Source organism: Candidatus Nitrotoga sp. M5, assembly GCF_927904885.1.
Classification (GTDB): Bacteria; Pseudomonadota; Gammaproteobacteria; order Burkholderiales; family Gallionellaceae; genus Nitrotoga.
Window position 1 is genome coordinate 158,943 of record NZ_CAKMNW010000023.1, and the last position, 19,922, is coordinate 178,864.

Genomic DNA, 19,922 nt, shown 5'->3' on the forward strand with positions numbered 1-19,922 from the left:
CATCCGTTAGCCATTCTGGTGAAGATGCTGTTGTTCGGCTACAAATTGAGCTGAGCGGTGTATATTTAGCCGCTTTTTTGGGCAATAGAACAACTATTGCCCTGCACAATCGTCTAAATCTCTTACGCGCTCCCTCTATTAATATAAACTTATTTTGAGTGACCTTCGGGTGATTTTTGGTCTTGGCCTGATGGCCTCGCTCAGTCCAATTTTCGCTACGACTCTTTAAGTCCGACAGACTGCTATCCACCCAGATAGGTGCGGTGCACTGCATCGCTCCCCAAAAGGTTGGCAGCACTGACGGATATTGTAATTAATCCGCTTTCTAGTACATAGCCCCGTTGTGCTACTTCGAGAGCAAGTTTAGCGTTTTGTTCAACCAGCAGAATTGAAACCCCCTGTGCTGAAATACTACGGATGGTTTCAAAAATTTTGACCACCATCTTCGGTGCCAGCCCCATGCTGGGTTTATCCAGCATCAATAATTTAGGGCGGCTCATCAACGCGCGCCCCAATGCCATCATCTGTTGCTCACCGCCTGACAACGTTCCGGCCAATTGCACATGGCGCTCGGCCAAGCGCGGGAAGAGCTTGTAGATGCCCTGTAAATCCTGCGCAATGGAGGATTTATCGTTGCGGCAATATGCACCCATCTGCAAATTTTCTTCTACCGTTAGCCGAGCAAATACGCCACGTCCTTCAGGCACTAATACTAATCCTTCTTGTATAAGTTGATGTGCGGCGCGGTGTTGTAAAGATCTACCTTGGTAATGTATTTTTCCTGCAGATGGGTGTAGCAAGCCAGCCAACGCCCTAAGTGTTGTAGTCTTACCTGCGCCGTTGCTGCCGATGAGTGCGACCAGTTCGCCCGGCGCTATGTCGAGATCTATGCCTTTTAATGCTTGGATGCCGCCGTATGCTACTTTCAGGTTGTGAACCTGTAACATAGATATTGATTAGATGAGATCATGATTTCGTCATGCTTAACAATGTGAAACTACTTTTTTCTGATCAGATTCCTGCCTGTGCAGGAGTAATAGGTTCTGTTCCCAAATAAGCTGTTATAACCGCTGGGTCGCATCGAATTTTTTCTGGTATGTCCTCGGCAATTTTTTTGTCGTAATTCAGAACTGCCACACGGTCGCACAGGCCTAGTATAAACTTTACGTCATGTTCAATGAGCAGTACTGTAATGCCACTGGCGCGTATTATTAGTAATAATTCCTTCAAATCTTCAGTTTCAGTGGCATTCATGCCAGCTGCTGGTTCATCGAGTGCGAGCAGTTTTGTATCGGTTGCCAGTGCACGGGCTATTTCAAGCCTGCGTTGTTCGCCGTAGGATAAATTTTTGGCTAAAGTATTGTGTGGCCGATCTATGCCAACATAACTCAGTAAATCGCGTGCTTGCTGCACGATTGCGTGTTCTTCGGCGCGCGCAGCAGCGTTGCGAGTTAATGCGCCCCAGATGCCAGTGCTGGTGCGCAGGTGGCGACCGACCATGACGTTTTCTAGTGCAGTCATATTAGCGAACAAGCGGATATTTTGGAAAGTGAGTGCAATTCCTGCCTGCGCTAATACATGCGGCTTGCAGCGACCGCTATATTCAGTGTTGTTAAACGTGAAACGGCCACTATCAGCCTGGAACAGCCCAGTCAAGATGTTGAAGAGTGTCGTTTTACCCGCGCCATTTGGGCCGATTAAGCCATAGATTTCTCTGGGCCGGATATGTAGCGAAATATTGCTCAGTGCAGATAGGCCACCGAAGTGTTTGGCGACACCGGACAGTTCTAGTAAATTGATATCGAATTTAACGGAGGTTGTCATGCACAAATATCCTGTTACAGCTGAGCCGCATCCTTTTCGACAACCAGTTCGCGACGGCGTTGACTAGAGGGCTATAATCCAGCAGGTCGCCATAACATGACCATTATCAGTGCGAGTCCGAATAACAACAAGCGTAAGCTTTCCGGATCGATAAGTGTCTTACCAAACAGTAGTTGCTGCGCCGGTCCAGAGCCGTGGCGCAAAGCTTCGGGCAATACTATTAGCAGTATGCCTCCTAACAGCACGCCTTTGATGTTGCCCATGCCACCGATTACTACCATGCGCAACACGGTGATGGATTCAGTTAGGCTAAAGCTTTCCGGGCTTACAAATCCTTGGAAACCAGCAAATAAACCACCCGCCAAACCGCCAAAAATTGCTCCCATGGCGAATGCTAACAGTTTGATATTGTGTGTATTGATGCCCATCGCCTTAGCTGCCACTTCGTCTTCGCGAATTGCCATCCATGCGCGGCCGATGCGTGAATCTTCCAAGCGTAGTGAAATAACAATCACTAGTAATGTGAAGAAAAGGAACAGGTAGTAATGCAAATGGACCGAGGGAAAAGTGAGACCAAACAATTCGTGCATGTCGCTTAATGAGAATTCGCCGATAAGGATGGGATCTATCATGCTGATGCCTTGCGGGCCGTTGGTAATATTAATCGGCGCGTTCAAGTTGTTGAGGAAGATCCGAATTATTTCGCCAAATCCCAAGATGACGATGGCAAGATTATCGCCGCGTAGACGTAAAGTGGGTGCCCCTAGCAGCATGCCGAAAAAACAGGCCAGTAGTGCGCAAAGCGGTAAGACTATCCAAAATGGCAAATGCAAGCCTAGTTGAGGCGAGCCGAGCAAGGCATAGCAGTATGCGCCCACCGCAAAGAAGGCGATGTAACCGAGGTCGAGGAGGCCAGCATAACCAACTACGATATTCAACCCCAGCGCCAGCATGATGTATAGCAAAGCAAAATCTATGATGCGAATCCAACCGCGCCCGAGCATTGCATCGGTAAAAAAGGTAAAACTATCAGCGTATTGGTGAGTACGACAAATGCTAACCACGCGCTGTGCCTGTTCTTGGATGACAGGAGTTTAAGGGCGTTCCGCAAGACGTTCTCCTAATAAGCCAGATGGGCGAAAATCAGTACGAAAATCAGTACAAAGAAGGCAAATACATCTTGATAGTGGCTGCCGAGAAAGCCACCACTGAGATCACCAATGTAGCCTGCTCCTAAGCTTTCAATTAAACCCAGCAGCAGTCCACCCACCATGGCTCCGCGCATGTTGCCGATGCCGCCTAATACAGCGGCAGTAAACGCTTTTAGTCCAAGCATGGCGCCCATGGAATAGTGTACGATGCCATAGTTCGCGCTGACCATGATACCTGCCACAGCAGCCAGCGCGGAACCCAGCATGAAAGTAATAGCAATCACACCGTTGACATTCACCCCCATCAAAACGGCAGCGGAGGCGTTCTCCGATACAGCACGCATTGCGCGACCCAAGCGAGTGCGATGCATCAACAGCAGCAAGCCACCCATCATTCCCAGCGCAACTAAAACAATAAGAATCTGCACTTCCGTAATGATCGCACCAGACAGCATGTGCGAGATGTTTGGCAGTAAAGACGGGAAAGCATGGTATTCGCGTTCCCAGAACATCATCGCCAGATTTTGCAACACAATGGAAACGCCAATTGCCGTCATTTAATGGTGCTAGGCGAGGAGCCTTGCGCAATGGGCGATAGGCGATGCGCTCGATGCCGTAACCTAGCGCCATGCAAACCACAATCGAAGCTATCAGGCTAATCAGTAATATCAGCGGCAATGGCAGACCAGATTCGATGAGTAGTTGGCTCACGGACAGCGCGACCATTGCCCCTACCATCACGACTTCGCCATGCGCGAAATTAATCAGGCCGAGAATGCCATACACCATGGCGTAACCCAAGACAACCATGGCATTCACGCCGCCTTGCACGAGGCCGTTGACGATTTGTTGTAGTAATGTGTCCAAGGGTTACTCACACAATAAAAAACGACACGCAAGGTGTCGCTTTATTATTCCAGCAAATTTTCTACAATGCGCGGATATCTCGGACTGCCCGCCTATGTTTGCAATGGCTGCCACTTACCTCGCTGTACTTGGTACAAGGTCACTGCGCCATCTTTAATGTCGCCTTTTTCCTCGAATGCAATGTTCGCAGTTACGCCATTATGCGTAATCATGGCGAGTTCGAGCAGGTATTTCGCTGGATCGGCTGAGTCAGCTTTTTGCATCGCGGCTATCATTACGTTTACAGCATCATAACAATAAGGTGCATAGAGCTGAATGGGTTGATTATATTTTTCTTTATAGCGTTGGGAGAAGTCTTTACCGCCGGGCATCTGCTTTAGTGGCACGCCAGGCAATGAAGCATAGACTCCATCAGCCGCATCGCCAGCCAAATCAAGTAATTTAGGCGTGTAACCACCATTGCCCATCATGAACTTAACATTTAAATTAAGTGCCTTGAGCTGCTTGGCCATCGGCACGCCTTGTGGATCCATACCGCCAAAAAATAGCAAGTCGGGGTGTTTGCTCTTGATGGAGGTAAGCACTGCAGTGAAATCTACCGCTTTGTCAGTGGTGTACTCACGCGCTACGATCTGCGCACAGTTGGCTTGCACAGATTTGATGAATTCGTCAGCAAGCCCTTGGCCATAGGCAGAGCGATCGTCTATAACTGCGATTTTCTTGGCATTCAGGGTGTTTGCCGCGAATTCGCCCAATGCTGTGCCTTGTTGACCATCGTTGGACATCACTCGGAAGGTCGTCATATGGCCTTGGGCGGTATAACTCACCGCTGTTGCGGAGGGGGAAATCTGGGGGATGCCGTTATCGTTATAGATCCTTGAAGCAGGAATAGAGGTGCCAGAATTGAGATGGTCGATCACGCCATTTACTTTTGCATCTGCCAGCTTTTGCGCAACGATCGTAGCAGTTTTTGGATCCGCTTGGTCATCTTCGCTGATTAGTTCGAAATGTACCTTGCGGCCACCAATGATAATCCCTCGGGTGTTGGCGTCCTCTATCGCCATGTGCGTACCGTTTTCATTGTCTTTGCCGATATGTGCTTGCGGTCCGGTGAGTGGGGCTGCGGCACCGATCTTCACCACTAGCTCATCTATGCCGCTGGTTATAGATTGTTTCGGCTCACCGCAACCAGTGAGGAGAGTAAATGACAGGGCGGCGAGAAGCAGGTATAGCTGATTATGCGTCTTCTGGATTCAGAGAGTAAATAAATTATCGAGCGGATTGTGTTTGGAATGTTGCGTTTCTGTCAATTTGACATATTCCGAGCAGTGATTGGAACGTAAAAAATAAGCAATATTCACGATATAGTGTGACAGTTAAACCTATAAATTGTTGAGTATTTATTAATCAGTATGTTGTTGCTTCTAATGATTAACTGTTAACGATAACCTAGCAGTAAATAATATTTGCACATTTATATGCAAGGAATGGCAACCGAAACGCCAATATATTAAAGCCAGTTTAAACTGGCTTTAATTTATTGAATTCTGTTTGCAAGCTTTCAAATTATTCATTTAATTATTCGATTGAATTGTTCAGTAGATGCAGAAATAGAAAGCAGAAATCGGCATAAACCGATTTCTGCTAAGAGAGAATTGCTTTTTGATTATTTAGCCAGACCCAAAATAAATTGAACCAGCTCTTTGATCTCCGCATCGCTTACTTTAGGAGAGTTAGGAGTCATTGGTACCTTACCCCAGTTACCAGTACCGCCTTTGGCAATTTTCATGGCCAAGCCATCTTCTAATGACATTTTCTTGGCGTCAGCATGGTCACTGCCTTTTGGTGAATAAGCATACTCTTTAACGCCCTTGTACTTCTTGGAAACATCCATCCAAGCGGGGCCAACAATTTTTTTATCAATTTTGTGGCAAGCTGTACAGCCGCTTTTCTTGGCTAAATCTGGCATATCAGTTGCAAAAATGCTACCTGAAGCCATCAGGCCTGCTGCTGCGATCACGCTAATAATGATAGATTTCATGTAATTAAGCTCCATTAAATTTAAGTTATTCTTCGGTTAAACAACTAAGACATTGCTGTCTTTGCCATTTTAACCAACTCCAACTTCTTTGCAAACTGTAAAGTACTAAACAGTATTGGCAATAACGCGTATATCTCACTGTCCGTTGACAAACATGCTCCAGCGAAGCAAATATAAATTGCTGAGAGCATGAAATCGACACGTAACTAAATCACGTATAATAATTTATCTTAAACATTAAATCATTTGCTAATACGATCCGCATGTTCATTCATCCCCAGTTTGATCCAGTTGCTATACACCTTGGCCCGCTTGCAGTGCACTGGTACGGATTAATGTATCTACTGGCCTTTATGTCATTTTTATGGTTGGGAAAATTGCGTATCCGCACTCTCAACCGCTCAGGATGGGATGAGAAAATGATGGATGACCTATTATTTTACGGCATTCTTGGAGTTGTGCTGGGTGGGAGGCTGGGTGAGGTGTTGTTTTACAACCCCGGTTACTATGCATCTCATCCACTTGAAATTCTCGCAGTTTGGCAAGGTGGTATGTCTTTCCACGGAGGTTTTCTTGGCGTGCTTGTGGCGATGGCATTTTTTGCACGTCAGCACAAGCTCCCTTGGCTGCAATTGATGGACTTTATTGCTCCCTTGGTGCCGCTTGGTCTAGGCGCAGGACGTATAGGCAACTTTATTAATGCAGAATTATGGGGGCGACCTACAAATGTTCCTTGGGGGATGGTATTCCCGCATGTAGATGATCTGCCGCGCCACCCATCTCAGCTTTATGAATTTGCACTGGAAGGATTGGTCCTGTTTGTGCTGTTGTGGTTCTATTCGCGTAAGCCACGCCCAGTAGGTGCAGTGTCTGGTTTGTTTCTTATTGGCTACGGCAGCTTCCGTTTTCTTGCTGAATATACACGTAACCCAGATGACGGAATATTTGGACTAATGAGTCTTGGTATTAGCATGGGTCAATGGCTCAGTCTGCCAATGGTGATTGCAGGGCTGGTGCTAGTGGTAAGGGGGCAGCGAGAATCGGTTACGCTTAAATAATCTCTTGTACTCATTACTTGTTGGACGCCTGTCAATTTTGCAGAGAATGCCTGACCTCAACTTTGTGCATTGCTTTTTTGGCACATCTGGAACTTTATTACTAATCAAAAGTGGCAATGAGTTTGGTTTTTAAGGGGTGCGACATGCACAAAGGGTTGGTTATATTGAAAAATATATGTGGCAATCTTAAATATATGTTTGTATTTAATTTTATGTAAGAAATTGATGCAGAAATTAACGCGCTATATTTTTCAATTTTAATTTTGTTATTTCGTACTGTTGACTTTATTTTCCAAACTGGACATTATGCGCGACCGCGGCGTTGTGTCACGCCTATCCCTTGCGGATTGGTTGCGCCAAATAAGTGTGTCAGTGCTTAAAACGATATGCGTCGTTTTAAATTACCTGTTTTGAATGTGTAAAACATGTCGATGCTGTTCCGTCGGCAGTCTAATTTGTTTGTTGGGGGAGCTACTTACGATGTATTCTTTTTTACGTTTGTCCGTACTGCTTGTTGGATTAGTCGTTTCCGCTGGCAGCTATGCCGTTAAAGCGGCACAGCCCCTTACGACGGCTGACGATTTAGGTCCTAACGTCGAGCAGCCATTTGAATTTCCCCATGATCGCCACGCTGGCGATGCTGCAGATGGCGGCATGGAGATAAACTGTATGTACTGTCACACATATGCGCGTCGCAGCATAGTGGCAGGCATTCCGCCGGTACAGAAATGTGTTGGTTGCCATCAGAACATTGAGTCGGTGCGGGAAGCCCCGAGAATCAAGAAGCTGTTCGAATATTGGGACGCTAAAAAAGCTATACCTTGGAAAAAGGTGCATGATCTTCCTGATTTCGTACGTTTCAACCATGAGCGTCACATACAGCGATTTGTTTTTGCGCAGGGCAAGCCTGTGCAGGAAGCCTGCGGCTACTGTCACGGAGATGTGAAAAAAATGACAGTTGCGCGACGCCAAAAGCCGCTCTCAATGGGTTGGTGCAGGAGTTGTCATATGAAAGATCATCGGATAGATGCAACATCCACAAAGACGAGTCAGGGCCCAAATGACTGCTGGCAGTGTCATAAGTAATGGCGCGTTCACAAGATAAAGATTTCCAAGAGGTGTCAGCAATGATTGAAAATGGTTTTAATCGGCGAAATTTTCTGAAGGTGCTGGGGTGGGGTGGTGCAACAGTCGCGTTAAGCGGGTGTGGTAATACCTCAGTTGAGGATGGGAGAGAGTTTGTTACTTCCTATGCCGAGACAGCGGACTATATTATTCCTAGTATTGGCACATATTTTAATTCGACCTGCGCGCAGTGTGATGCTGGATGCGGCATTATGGGGCGAGTGAGAGAAGGTCGTGTGCTCAAGCTGGAAGGTAATCCAGAATCCCCCATTAATAACGGCAAAATGTGCGGTTTAGGGCAGGCCGGAGTGCAAGCGCATTATAACCCCGATCGAATACGAGAGCCGCTTTTGCGCAACGGAGATAGGGGAGAGGCGATAACATGGGAAAAAGCACTGGAGTTAATCAACGAAAAAGTTGGTAGTGTGAATCCAGAGAATGTCGCATTTCTGACTGGTGTCGTTAGTGGGCATGTCAAAGCATTATTGAACAATTATCTAGATGCACTGGGTTCTGGTCACCATTATGTCTATGAGGCAGTTGCGCCGTCAGTTGTGCGTGCCTCTAATAAGAAGGCATATGGTGTAGAAATGCCTCGGTTAAGTATGGATAAGGCAAAGGTTATCGTTTCGTTCGGAGCGGATTTCTTGGGTGCGTGGGTTTCACCAGTGCATTTCTCTCAGCAGTATGCTCGGTTCCGCAAACCTGATAATGGCGAGCGTGGGGTGCTGGTGCAGGTTGAATCCAAGATGACGTTAACTGGTGCCAATGCGGATCGCTGGCTGGCTATACGACCAGGTACTGAAGGCATACTTGCGCTGGGATTGATTAATTCTCTAGCTGCTGCAGGGTTGCCCGTATCTGAAGATGTTGCAGCTGCTGTAGGGGAGTACACCTCTGATCGTGTGAGCAAAGACACCGGAGTGTCGGCTGAACATATAGCTAAGCTTGCCGCGTTACTGAAGGAGCGCAGCCCAAGCTTAGTAATTGCAGGCAGTGCTGCCGAGGGCTATGCGCATGGTTCGCAGAATGCCGCTGCTATCGCATTGTTGAATCAGGTTTTAGGTAACGTCGGTCAGACGGTAGAAGCCCCGTCCAGTGTGCCGTTTCCGCAAATGGCACCGTCTACTGGAAACAGCTTTGCGTTGCAGTCCCTCAGTGACGACATGGCGCAAGATAAGGTTAAAGTCTTGTTTAGCTATGGTGCAAACCCGGTATTCACTGCACCTGCTTTCTTTAAGCTAAAAGAAAATTTAAAGAAGGTTCCGTTCAAGGTTGTGTTCGCTCATTATATGGATGAAACCGCTGTAGAGGCAGATTTAGTTCTGCCGTTGAACTCTGCGATGGAGGACTGGGCGACTTTGATGCCGGAATATATTGCCGAAGGTGCTCAGCTTAATATTCGGCAACCGTTGATGGAAAAAATGTACCCCGGTACCTTGGGTGTGGGTGATATCTTGCTTGCTATGCTCAAGCAGCGCCGGCCAGATGAATACAATGACTATGAAGATTTTTACTCATACTTGCGTAGCGCAATGGTGTCGAACAAAGATGCATTAGGTGGCGCGGATAAGGATGACGATACATTTTGGGAGACAGCTCTAAGTCATGGTGTGGTTAAGTTGGTGGGCGAACCTGTCAATATGACAGGCAGTATGTCAGCTGCAGCTTTGGTTGTTCCTGCTCCATTTGCAGAAGATGCAACGTATCCTCTACACCTGATTCCGGCCGTGAGCGCAAGCATGCGCGATGGTCGTAACGCTAATGAGCCTTGGTTGCAAGAATCACCGGATCCACTGACAACTATTGTGTGGGATAGCTGGGTGGAGATGCACCCGAAAACTGCCGCCAAATTGGGTATTGTGGAAGGCGATATTGTCGAGGTGGCTTCAAAAAGCGGTGCTATCAAAGCACAGGCCTACCTGTTTCCAGGTATTCATCCCGATGTCGTTTCAGTGCCACTAGGCTATGGCCATGAGGCGATGGGACGTTACGCAAAGGGTGTTGGTTCTAATGCCTTCAGCATTCTTGATCCAGTGTTCGACAATGAAACCGGAGAATTGGCAATGCATGAGACGCGCGTTAAAGTTACCAAGGCAGGGCAGCGTGTGATTATAGTTAAAGATGAAGGCCCAGCCGGTGGCAGTCAGATGGGTAGAAGAATCGCGCTTAGGATTCCATCTAATAAAGTGAATCTTTCGGAGGAGGTATAAAAGATGTCCATTACCAATTTATTAGAAAACTGGTCAGATTTCCGCCATCAGCATCCGTCGGAGGACAGGCCTCACTTGGAATACAAATGGGCGATGAGCATAGACTTGGATTCATGTACCGGCTGTAATGCCTGTAGCGTGGCATGTTATGCAGAAAACAATCTGCCCGTGGTAGGTAAGGAAAAGTTTGCACATGGACATTCCCATCATTGGATGCGTATCGAACGATACTGGGATAATGATGGTCGCGAATTTGCCGACCAGGGGGCTCAGTTTTTACCCATGTTGTGTCAGCATTGTGAGTCAGCGCCGTGCGAAACGGTATGCCCTGTAGGGGCGACCAACCACACTGCCGATGGTTTGAATTCGCAGGTTTACAACCGCTGTGTCGGTTCACGTTACTGCAATGCAAACTGCCCATATAAAGTCCGTTATTTCAACTGGTATGATTATCCAACCACTGACAATGTGTGGCCGGCACCGATGGAGCAACAGCTTAATCCAGACGTGACCGTTCGCGGCAAGGGTGTGATGGAGAAATGTACTTTCTGCGTGCAGCGACTGACCGTCGCTAAAAGTGACGCACGTACCGAAGGTAGACTTGTGCTTGATGGTGAAGTTCAAACTGCCTGCCAACAAGTTTGCCCAACGGGAGCTATAACTTTCGGTAATCTAGTTGACCCATTGGCCAAAGTAGGTAAGCAGTGGATGCAGCAACAGGTTGATCTGAATAAGGATAAGCAAGCAAAAGACGCAGCGGAAGATGCTGTCAAGCTGCGCGGTTATCGTATTTTGGAAGAGTTGCGCACTTATCCGTCGGTGATGTATCTGGAGCAGTTGCGTGAAAGTGCTATTTAAGCCCCGTGATGGGGGTGTTACGTGGTAAACGGCACTGAAACAACATTCACGCAGGCACAAGGGAAGGAAATAAAATAATGGAAAAAGATATACGCGAAGATATTGCTTGGGCGCAGATTAACAAAGATGTGCTCAAGAGTTTGGAGAGTCCAAGAAGGATTTATTGGGTGATCTTGCTTATCGCAATTGCCATGGTTGGTGTTGCGGTGGGATGCGAGATTTACCAATACCAGACCGGTATGGGTGTCGCCAATAAAAACAACTCACATGTGTGGAGTTTATACATCGCCACCTTCATTTTTTGGATAGGCATGAGCCATTCTGGGACTTTGTTGTCGGCGATTTTGCATTTAATGCATGCAGATTGGCGTAAGCCGATATACCGTTTTGCCGAGGCAATGACCACCTTCTCGCTGATGACGGCAGGCTTGTTCGTGATGGTCCACTTGGGCCGATTATGGCAAGTCTATTATGTCATGCCTTACCCTAACGAACGTTGGGCGTGGCCAAACTTTCAGTCGCCGCTAGTATGGGATATGTTCGCGATTGCTACCTATTTAAGCTCTTCCGTTCTCTTTCTTTATGTCGGCATGATTCCTGATTTGGCGATTTGCCGTGACAATATTCATGCTGGCTGGCGTAAGAAACTGTATACAATTATGTCGCTTGGCTGGGAGGGAACAGATCGCCAGTGGCGCAATTTCCGCATGACTTATCTAACAATAGCTTGTTTCCTGATACCACTGGCAGTTTCCGTTCACTCCATTGTGGCTTCTGACTTTGCTATGTCGAATATGCCGGGCTGGCACGTAACATCATTCCCGCCATACTTCGTTGCAGGTGCTTTGTATTCCGGTTGTGCGGCGATAATTACACTTTTCATTATCCTGCGATATGTGTTCAGGTTTGAAGAGTACATGACATTACCTATCATGCGGAAGCTGGTACGCCTGACATTCGCTATTGCTATGGTGTGGACATATCTAAACCTGATTGAATTCGCTTCAGTTTGGTATGGGCATGACCAAACAGCTAAGGATCAATTGATTTTCAAAGCTACCGGTCCTTATGCACCATACTTTTGGGCAATGATCTTTTTTGGTTCCATATTGCCATTAATGCTTGCCTTTAAACGATTCCAGACTCACCTTCCGATATTGTTCGTAGTGTCGATATTGCTCAATGTGGGAATGTGGCTCGAACGATGGATGATTATCTCGCCAAGTTTTGCTCACGGTCACTATCCTTGGGCATGGGATCATGATCAATGGCCGAGCTTAATCCAGTGGGGAATGGTGTTTGGTAGTTTTGGCTGGTTTACTTTATTGTTTATGGTGTTTTGTAAAGTATTTCCGTCTGTTTCTATGTATGAAGTTAAAGAAATGGTATATCACCGTAGTCTGGCTCAGAAGCACAAACCTGCTGTGAAGGGAGATTACTAAATGAGCACACGTCATTTACTGGCACTGTTTAATGATTTTGATGAGGCCGTGGCTGCAATTGCCGATTTGCGTGCGGCCAATATCAAGGGATTTCACATAGACGATTTGATACTCAAGTCACCTATTGAGCATCCCGAGGTTGAACAAGTATTGGGTGATAAACCAGTCAATGTTCAATGGTTTACTTTGGTGGGTGCCACAATGGGTGGTCTGCTGGCGTTCATTCTTGTTTCGGCTGCTCAGGGCAACTTTTTTGCTCAGCTTAAAGGAGGTAAACCAATCATTCCACTACCGCCTAATTTCATTCTGACATATGAAATGTTTATTCTTGGTGGAGTATTCATTACTATTTTGGGATTCTTAATTTGCGCAGGCTTACCAGCTAAGCGGTCACCGCTATATAGCGCCAAAGTATCCGAAGACCAAATTGGAATTTTGGTGCAAGGGGATGAGTCAGCAGTAGCCGCTTTCAAGGCTATTTTTACCAAGCATAAGGCACTTGAGATTCAGGAAGAGGCGGCAAAATGATGAGATTATCCATAGCAATTGTATTGCTGTTAGCACCTGCGTTTGCGCATGCGTGGCCATGGTCGGACGACATGGCGAATCAAATAAGTATTAAACCTCAGGAAAGTGTGGATTTGAAAAATCCTGGAATGACGCCATATCCCAAACGGTCAATTCCCATTCCTGGTACGTCATCAATGATAAGGGATATGGAGGCGTCGGAAAAACAGACAAATCCAATTCCGGCAGACGACAAATCAGTAGCGCTTGGTAAGAATCTTTTTGAGATTTATTGTGCTGCGTGTCACGGAGTTTCTGGTAAAGGCGATGGCTACGTTGGAGCAAAATTGTTATTGCAGCCGTTTGATTTAACAGCTGAACAAACAATAGAGCGATCTGATGGTTTTATATGGGGCTACATGACGTTCGGTGGTGCAATAATGCCATCGTATGCTAATGATCTGTCAGCTACCGAACGCTGGAGTGTGATCAACTATGTACGCAAAGTGCTGCAAAATGGGCAATCCGCTGTAGCGGATGAGCCTGCAGCCAAATAAGGGAGTTCAGCTAATGATTTCGTATAGCAATTGGTCTGTTTTGACGGCTAGCTTTTTGGTGGTGCTTTATCTTGCACTGGGAGGAGTGACATTGAGTGCAGTGTTGCACTTGGTGGGTGCTCAGTGGCGCTATGAAGTTCGCCGATTAGCGATATGCTTATATGCTCTATTCCCGCTAGCATTTGTATTGTTGGTCATATTGCTAGTTGGCGGCGAAAATACTTTCCCATGGTTGAGCACGGCTAATGAGCATGGACATCATCTACCCGCATGGCATAACTATACATTTCTGGTAGCACGGCAAGTGCTTGGCCTGCTGGTGGTTATGGCAATTTTCTGGATATTTATCAAGCGTCAGGCGGTTAGTGATCGCAGTACTGAAGATCAGCAAAGCTTCCATATGATTGCTTGTTGGATACCGTACGTCTTTGTGTTGTACGGTACCATGATTGCGTGGGATTTTGAGATGACGATGGTGCCATCTTGGCACAGCGCGATCTACGGCATGCAGCATTTTATTAGTAATTTTAATATGTTCATGGCCTTCTTGGTGACGTGGATTTATGTATTGAATACTCGCGGCAAATTGGTACGTCCAATAGGAGATCATTTATATAACTATCTTGCGCAGATGATGTTTGCATTCACTTTGCTATGGGTATACACATTTTTCGCGCAATATTTAGTTACTTGGTATGCGAATTTACCTGGTGAAGTAGATCGCATGATGGCAATGCAGAATGGTGAATACACTGTGTTGTGGTGGTCGATGATAGTCCTAAAATTGTTTATCCCATTTATTGTGCTGGCAATGAGAGCTGCACGGCATTCACCTCCAATCATAATGACTGTGGCGGCTAGTATTATTCTGGGTACGTTGTTTGAAAGGTATATTTGGATTTCGGGCGTAAATGGCACCGGTACCATGCCTGTGCTTACTGTCTTGATTGTTGCTCCGGTATTGGCTGTTGCCGGGTTCTTACTGGTGCGTCGAATGATGGCCAGTAACCATCTGATAAAAGTGTGAGCCGCGCTATGATGACACTTTACTCGGGAACAACTGACCCATTTAGCCAGCGTTGCCGTATTGTGTTGTATGAGAAGGGGATGGATTTTCAGATCGTTGATGTTGACGTGTTCAACAAACCTGAAGATCTCATGATAATTAATCCGTACAATTCGGTACCAGTGCTTGTTGAACGCGATTTAATATTATATGAGTCAAATATCATCAATGAGTATATTGACGAACGTTTTCCACATCCGCAGTTGATGCCTGCGGATCCAGCAATGCGTGCTCGTGCTCGATTATTCTTGCATCGATTCGAGAGTGAGATGTTCTGTCACATTGCTGCGCTGGAAAGTGGGGTGCAAAAGTCCGCAGATAAGGCGCGACAATCTGTACGAGACAGCTTGGCTCAGATTGCTCCGATTTTCGCGAAACAAAAGTTCATGTTGAATGATGAATACTCTATGCTTGACGTGGCAATCGCGCCATTGCTTTGGCGGCTGGATTTCTATGATATTCAACTTGCCAAGGAAGCTGTACCGCTCATGAAATATGCTGAACGATTGTTTTCGCGTCCAGCATATATTGAAGCAATGACAGCCTCCGAAAAAGCGATGCGAAAGTGAGTGAGATTTCATCAAAGCCATATTTGATTCGTGCGATTTACGATTGGTGCTCCGACAATGCTTTAACTCCTTATTTGGCAGTTAAAGTGGATGAGTGGACGCGCGTGCCAAAGGCGTATGTAAAGGATGGTGAGATCGTTCTTAGTCTCAGTATGGATGCAGTACGCAACCTTCAGATTGGCGATGAAGAGATTACCTGTGGTGGTCGCTTCGGCGGTGTCTCACACGGGCTGGTTGTGCCGATAGCTGCAGTGATTGGAATTTTTGCTAAGGAAAACGGCCGAGGGCTTGTATTTCAGGGAAATGACTCTTATCCAACGCTTTCAGCGGATATCGGTAATGCGACTTCACCAGATAAACCTCCTCCTAGTAAACCGCGGCTAAAGATAGTGAAATAATACGTCTTTAACTGTACCCCTCTTCTTACTCTCAATCATAATTATTTAAGCCACTCAAATAGTGATTTTGAGATTCCTCGACTATTAATCTATGGTTTGTAGCGTTGCTGCTTATGAAACAAATGCTTGAGCGTAGATTAACGAACGGGAGAGTTCGAAATATTTTACGCAACCTTGTTCAATCCAAAATCTACTCACTACGATTATTAGTAGATATCACCAATGCGAGTTTGGTGACAGGCAGTTAATAAGGTTCACTATTTCACAATTTTCAAGAAAATGTGGGGTCTATATAATATTTTTATCCAACTTTAAATATCCATCAAAAATTTATTTTTTTTAATCATGGTTTTGGTGTGTGCTAGTGTTACTACAAGCCATTTTGCTCGTTATTTCCGCGTCAGCTTTTCAGTTTTACGATCCTTCAGGTGTTGAACTGATTTCCAATGCTTGATGGATTGCCATAAAATCAGATAATCCAAGCGCTCTTGCGCTCATGGATTGTCCGGGCATCATTACTACGCAAGCTCTTTGTGCACGGCGCTGAACGGCTAATGGCGCTCTTAATTGCGTCCATGTAGCGTTGATTCCAGCCATCTACAAATTTAGACGTATTGCCTGCACACACTGATACGCTAGCAGGTTTATAAACAAGCGCTCATCAGAACGCTCCTCCTTCAAGAGAACAACGGGACGCAAACCCAGCTCACTCTTCAAGTTACGGAAAAAGCTCAACAGATCAGTCAGCATAGTATCGGTGCGCCACATTCTCTCTTCGCCTCAGGATAACGCACTGCTGTGAAGGCAATACACGCGGGAATGCGTTGCCAAGGTGCCGGCCACCTAGGTCATCACCCACGTCAATGCTGTTGCTATCTTGCCTGATTCTATGTCGTGACGGCTACGGTGTAATGTTTGTTTGCTCACCTGATCTTCTAATTGAGACGGCCAATTCGTGCCAACAGTTTATCGTGCCATTTTACTGCTCGAGGTTTGGTCAGGCCATCAGCGGTCTTTTGTCATTCTGCTTCGAAGTCTAGCGTAATGGGTGCTTATAACGCCGTTACTTCCGCATCACGTACTACAGAATGACAATATAGTTGAACCTCTTGGCTGTGCTCACTAATCCCTGTGCGGCCGGTTCGACTCACCGTCGGTGACGTTAATCGTCACCGACTACATATCATCAAATTGACGTGCTCAGCACGCTGCACTACCAGATAGCGGTAACCGTGTTCCACAAACCAAACCAGATTGGCTGGGGTGGTAATCCCCGCATCCAATATGACCATTGCGTTCAATGGAACAATTAACCTGTCAACATGAATTCCAAGGTTGTTCCTTCTAAGACCTTGCCAGCGAAGGTTCTGGGGCGACGGTCAAATCCTCTGCCGCTAGCTCCAGCCTTAATATCACCAGGGAACACTCGCTGCGATTCTCTTTTGAGCGACCGTGACGAACTTTCGGGTTGGCCCCGGCTGCGCCTTCAAAATGGGTATTGGTCAAGTCATACAAGGTGACTACATGCTCCAAACCAAACAATTTATGAATGGTGCAAAACAAGTGCTTCTCAATGGCGTTGGGATGACGCATCAAGGCACTAGAGTCGCGATTTAAGCTCATATCCAACATGACCCCTGCGTAATCAAAATTGATCAACTCGCCCAAAGCGCTCTAAGCTTGTAGCCAGCGCCAAGTAGGTCGCTCAGAGGTAGGTCGGTCCAACCGCCGTCTTGATGAGATTACCAAGCATCGTGCACGCATGCCCCTATTAAAGGTCCAGTTCACATAGTTTATCGACATAGTGCTTGAAGTTACTAGCTGTATAGTAACTGGTGAACGTAACCAGAAAGCTAGCCATAAAGGGTTTTTAACTCCTCAAGATGGCTGAAGGTATAGCGGAGAAGGATCAAAGAGCAGCATATTATCGTCGATAATTACGCTACTCATAAGCATGGCAAAGCATGGCAAAGCATGGCAATGGTTACCACTGCATAAAGGTGAAGTACTAAATTTATAACGATTCGTTCATCGTCGCCGAGTTGGGAATAAAAAATAAAGCTTTTTCTTGATAAGTTTTAATGCGAATCCAAAATTTTTGTCAGCTTAAAATCTTCTGAGGGGAGTTAATAATCGTGTCTCGAGCGCGAATAACCATTGATATAATAGGCAGCTAAATTACGTAGTTAGCTGCTATTATATGGCGGACTGCATAGTGACTTGCATTTTTGCCATGGCTTTCTGCTCAATCTGACGTATGCGTTCCGCAGATACACTAAACTCGTTAGCGAGATCATGTAGCGTTACAGTGCTGTCCTCACGAAGCCAGCGAGCTTCAATGATACGACGACTGCGCTCGTCCAAGCTCGCCAGTGCGCGAGTTAACCCCGTGCTTTGCTGCGTTTCCATTTGTTTCTGCTCAAGAATCCAGGATGGTTCAGTATCCGTAGCAGATGCCAAATAGGCTATAGGAGCATGGCTAGTATCGTCTTCACTGTTTGTGGCTGGTTCCAACGCTATTTCGTGGCCGTTGAAACGGGCTTCCATTTCTAAAACTTCGTTTGTGCTGACCTTTAGCTGTTGTCCAATTAAACTGGCTTCATGCGGCTTGAGTGATTCCAATCCTTGCCTCATCCTACGCAAATTGAAGAACAATTTGCGTTGAGCTTTCGTGGTTGCAATTTTGACAAGGCGCCAATTACGTAAAATATATTCATGCATCTCAGCACGTATCCAGTGCAACGCAAATGAAACCAGCCGTACGCCATGACCTGGGTCAAAGCGTTTGACTGCTTTCATCAGACCGATATTTCCTTCTTGTATTAAGTCTGCTTGTGGTAGGCCATATCCAGCATAGCCTCGCGCAACGCTGACTACTACACGCAAGTGTGAAACAACAAGCTTGTGTGCTGATTCCAAATCATTATCGCGGATGAAGCGGGTTGCCAGGCCGAGTTCCTCATCTGGCGTAAGTAGCGGGAAGCGATTTACGGCTTGTATATATCGATCTACAGAACCTACCGCCGTGGGTGTCGGCAAAGTCAATGTTTGATTCATTAAATATATCCTCCTAATATGAAATTTTAGCACTCAACACCATCGAGTGCCAATTGTCTTTTGGATATAAATTTATATTATGGGCTTGGCAATTAAATATTGACCTTAATTGATGAAGTTATGTCTTAAGCAAACGCGAGAACGAGGGCCTTATCCCTACGGTCACGAACCAAGACAAGGTCAGGTGGATGGTGCTGAACAGTGCATTGAATTCAGATCGGCTCATAGAATTTCTGAAGCAATTGGCGAAAGATGCCAAAAGCAAAGTATTCCTGATTATGGATAACTTGCGAGTCCATCACGATTAGTTGGATAAGGCATGGCTTGCGAAGCATCGGGATGAGATTGAAGTGTTTTATCTACCGAGTTACAGCCCTGAGTTAAAATCAGATGAAATGCTAAATACCGATATTAAACAGACAGTGACTTCCAAAGCGCCTGCCTGAACAAAGGGCAGCTTCTCAAGACGACTACCAGTCACACGCGCAAGCTACAGAAATCACTCGAGCGTGTAAAAAGCAAATTTGAATATACGCCTGTAAAGTATATGCGTAAGTTAACTAATTGATATCTGCGAAATAAGATATGGTATGTCGATATTGGTTGTTAAATCGAGTGATGAAAAGGCATAAATTGCAGTTACTGAGATGCACATCAAGAAAACGACTGAGTTCAAAACAAGGATTGAAGCGTTAAATAATTTGGGTCGTGATTAGCGGTATCGTCAAAGCAGATGAGACGTTCATTATCGAACACTTTAAGGGGGGCGTCCCTTAGCCAAAGAGTCCGAACATGAGGTGTAAAGCAACGATAAGAGGAACTTCGGAAGATCAATTGTAAGTATTGGTGATTGTTAATAGTCTAAGGAGGCGGTTCATTTTGTTTTACCAAGCCTAAATACACAGCTGATCGAATCTGTATCAAGCCATTGATGTGTTGAAGGGTGTAATGCAAGGAATAGATGCGAAGTCGCGTACAAAAATAATTCTACATGGGTGGAGTACGTTCACCGCTAGGTCAACGTTGTCGGAGGCTACCGGGTAAAGGATAGAATCTATCTCATTTAAAAAGTAAAGCTATAACAGCAGATTCAAACAATGGATGATGAAATTTTATGGAAGTACAACGAGGTGAAACGAGTCCCCCGAGCTGGCACAGAATAAATGAATCCTTTCATCCAGGCTGCCGC

At 46.0% G+C, this 19,922-nt stretch carries 19 protein-coding genes and 2 pseudogenes; 11 read left to right on the forward strand and 10 right to left on the reverse strand.

From position 1 onward, the window contains the following. Positions 1-242 precede the first annotated feature (242 nt). From MJ770_RS07175 to MJ770_RS07200, 7 genes and pseudogenes are all read right to left on the reverse strand, one after another. Positions 243-947: an ABC transporter ATP-binding protein gene (locus tag MJ770_RS07175; RefSeq protein WP_239250928.1), complete on the reverse strand. Its 705-nt coding sequence runs from the start codon at positions 945-947 to the stop codon at positions 243-245. A gap of 64 nt (positions 948-1,011) precedes the next feature. Further along, entirely contained in the window at positions 1,012-1,824 is an 813-nt protein-coding gene (locus MJ770_RS07180) for an ABC transporter ATP-binding protein (RefSeq protein ID WP_239250929.1), read from the reverse strand. 71 nt (positions 1,825-1,895) lie between these two features. After that, the gene (locus MJ770_RS07185; RefSeq protein WP_239250930.1) at positions 1,896-2,888 is read right to left on the reverse strand and encodes an ABC transporter permease subunit; all 993 of its coding nucleotides are present in this window, start codon (positions 2,886-2,888) and stop codon (positions 1,896-1,898) included. A gap of 56 nt (positions 2,889-2,944) precedes the next feature. After that, entirely contained in the window at positions 2,945-3,532 is a 588-nt protein-coding gene (locus MJ770_RS15610) for a branched-chain amino acid ABC transporter permease (RefSeq protein ID WP_445083132.1), read from the reverse strand. A gap of 91 nt (positions 3,533-3,623) precedes the next feature. Beyond that, a pseudogene (locus MJ770_RS15615) lies at positions 3,624-3,764 on the reverse strand (ABC transporter permease subunit); the annotation flags it as partial. A 170-nt stretch (positions 3,765-3,934) separates the two neighbouring features. Further along, complete coding sequence (locus MJ770_RS07195) at positions 3,935-4,981, reverse strand: branched-chain amino acid ABC transporter substrate-binding protein (protein WP_320412222.1); 1,047 nt, start codon at positions 4,979-4,981, stop codon at positions 3,935-3,937. Between the two features lie 527 nt (positions 4,982-5,508). Further along, positions 5,509-5,883 (reverse strand): c-type cytochrome, encoded by a 375-nt coding sequence (locus tag MJ770_RS07200; protein ID WP_239250931.1) that lies wholly within the window; start codon positions 5,881-5,883, stop codon positions 5,509-5,511. 263 nt (positions 5,884-6,146) lie between these two features. Between MJ770_RS07200 and lgt the strand changes: the two genes are divergently transcribed. From lgt to MJ770_RS07250, 10 genes are all read left to right on the forward strand, one after another. Beyond that, positions 6,147-6,941, forward strand: a complete 795-nt coding sequence (lgt, locus tag MJ770_RS07205; protein ID WP_239250932.1) for a prolipoprotein diacylglyceryl transferase — start codon at positions 6,147-6,149, stop codon at positions 6,939-6,941. Between the two features lie 480 nt (positions 6,942-7,421). After that, on the forward strand, positions 7,422-8,027 hold the full coding sequence (locus MJ770_RS07210) for a cytochrome c3 family protein (protein ID WP_239250933.1): 606 nt from the start codon (positions 7,422-7,424) through the stop codon (positions 8,025-8,027). Positions 8,028-8,068: 41 nt separating this feature from the next. After that, positions 8,069-10,279: a molybdopterin-containing oxidoreductase family protein gene (locus MJ770_RS07215; protein ID WP_239250934.1), complete on the forward strand. Its 2,211-nt coding sequence runs from the start codon at positions 8,069-8,071 to the stop codon at positions 10,277-10,279. Between the two features lie 3 nt (positions 10,280-10,282). Further along, positions 10,283-11,137 (forward strand): 4Fe-4S dicluster domain-containing protein, encoded by an 855-nt coding sequence (locus MJ770_RS07220; protein WP_239250935.1) that lies wholly within the window; start codon positions 10,283-10,285, stop codon positions 11,135-11,137. A gap of 77 nt (positions 11,138-11,214) precedes the next feature. Beyond that, positions 11,215-12,579 carry an NrfD/PsrC family molybdoenzyme membrane anchor subunit gene (gene nrfD, locus MJ770_RS07225; protein ID WP_239250936.1) on the forward strand — a complete coding sequence of 455 codons (1,365 nt, stop codon included), beginning with the start codon at positions 11,215-11,217 and terminating at the stop codon, positions 12,577-12,579. Further along, the gene (locus tag MJ770_RS07230; RefSeq protein WP_239250937.1) at positions 12,580-13,107 is read left to right on the forward strand and encodes a DUF3341 domain-containing protein; all 528 of its coding nucleotides are present in this window, start codon (positions 12,580-12,582) and stop codon (positions 13,105-13,107) included. It abuts the gene before it with no gap. After that, positions 13,104-13,643 carry a c-type cytochrome gene (locus MJ770_RS07235; protein ID WP_239250938.1) on the forward strand — a complete coding sequence of 180 codons (540 nt, stop codon included), beginning with the start codon at positions 13,104-13,106 and terminating at the stop codon, positions 13,641-13,643. The genes MJ770_RS07230 and MJ770_RS07235 overlap by 4 nt, the downstream gene beginning before the upstream one ends. A 13-nt stretch (positions 13,644-13,656) precedes the next feature. After that, positions 13,657-14,670 (forward strand): hypothetical protein, encoded by a 1,014-nt coding sequence (locus MJ770_RS07240; RefSeq protein ID WP_239250939.1) that lies wholly within the window; start codon positions 13,657-13,659, stop codon positions 14,668-14,670. A gap of 8 nt (positions 14,671-14,678) precedes the next feature. Continuing rightward, positions 14,679-15,278: a glutathione S-transferase N-terminal domain-containing protein gene (locus tag MJ770_RS07245; protein WP_239250940.1), complete on the forward strand. Its 600-nt coding sequence runs from the start codon at positions 14,679-14,681 to the stop codon at positions 15,276-15,278. Further along, positions 15,275-15,676, forward strand: a complete 402-nt coding sequence (locus MJ770_RS07250; RefSeq protein WP_239250941.1) for a ClpXP protease specificity-enhancing factor — start codon at positions 15,275-15,277, stop codon at positions 15,674-15,676. Before MJ770_RS07245 ends, MJ770_RS07250 begins: the two co-directional genes overlap by 4 nt. 597 nt (positions 15,677-16,273) lie before the next feature. Here the strand turns inward: MJ770_RS07250 and MJ770_RS07255 are convergent. From MJ770_RS07255 to rpoH, 3 genes are all read right to left on the reverse strand, one after another. Beyond that, on the reverse strand, positions 16,274-16,444 hold the full coding sequence (locus MJ770_RS07255; protein ID WP_239250942.1) for a hypothetical protein: 171 nt from the start codon (positions 16,442-16,444) through the stop codon (positions 16,274-16,276). Between the two features lie 576 nt (positions 16,445-17,020). Continuing rightward, the gene (locus MJ770_RS07260) at positions 17,021-17,299 is read right to left on the reverse strand and encodes a hypothetical protein (RefSeq protein ID WP_239250943.1); all 279 of its coding nucleotides are present in this window, start codon (positions 17,297-17,299) and stop codon (positions 17,021-17,023) included. Positions 17,300-17,872: 573 nt separating this feature from the next. Continuing rightward, positions 17,873-18,733 carry an RNA polymerase sigma factor RpoH gene (gene rpoH, locus MJ770_RS07265; RefSeq protein ID WP_239250944.1) on the reverse strand — a complete coding sequence of 287 codons (861 nt, stop codon included), beginning with the start codon at positions 18,731-18,733 and terminating at the stop codon, positions 17,873-17,875. A gap of 152 nt (positions 18,734-18,885) precedes the next feature. On the opposite strand from rpoH, the pseudogene MJ770_RS15620 reads away from it, so the two are divergent. Next, positions 18,886-19,179 (forward strand): annotated as a pseudogene (locus MJ770_RS15620) (transposase). The last annotated feature ends 743 nt before the right edge of the window (positions 19,180-19,922 follow it).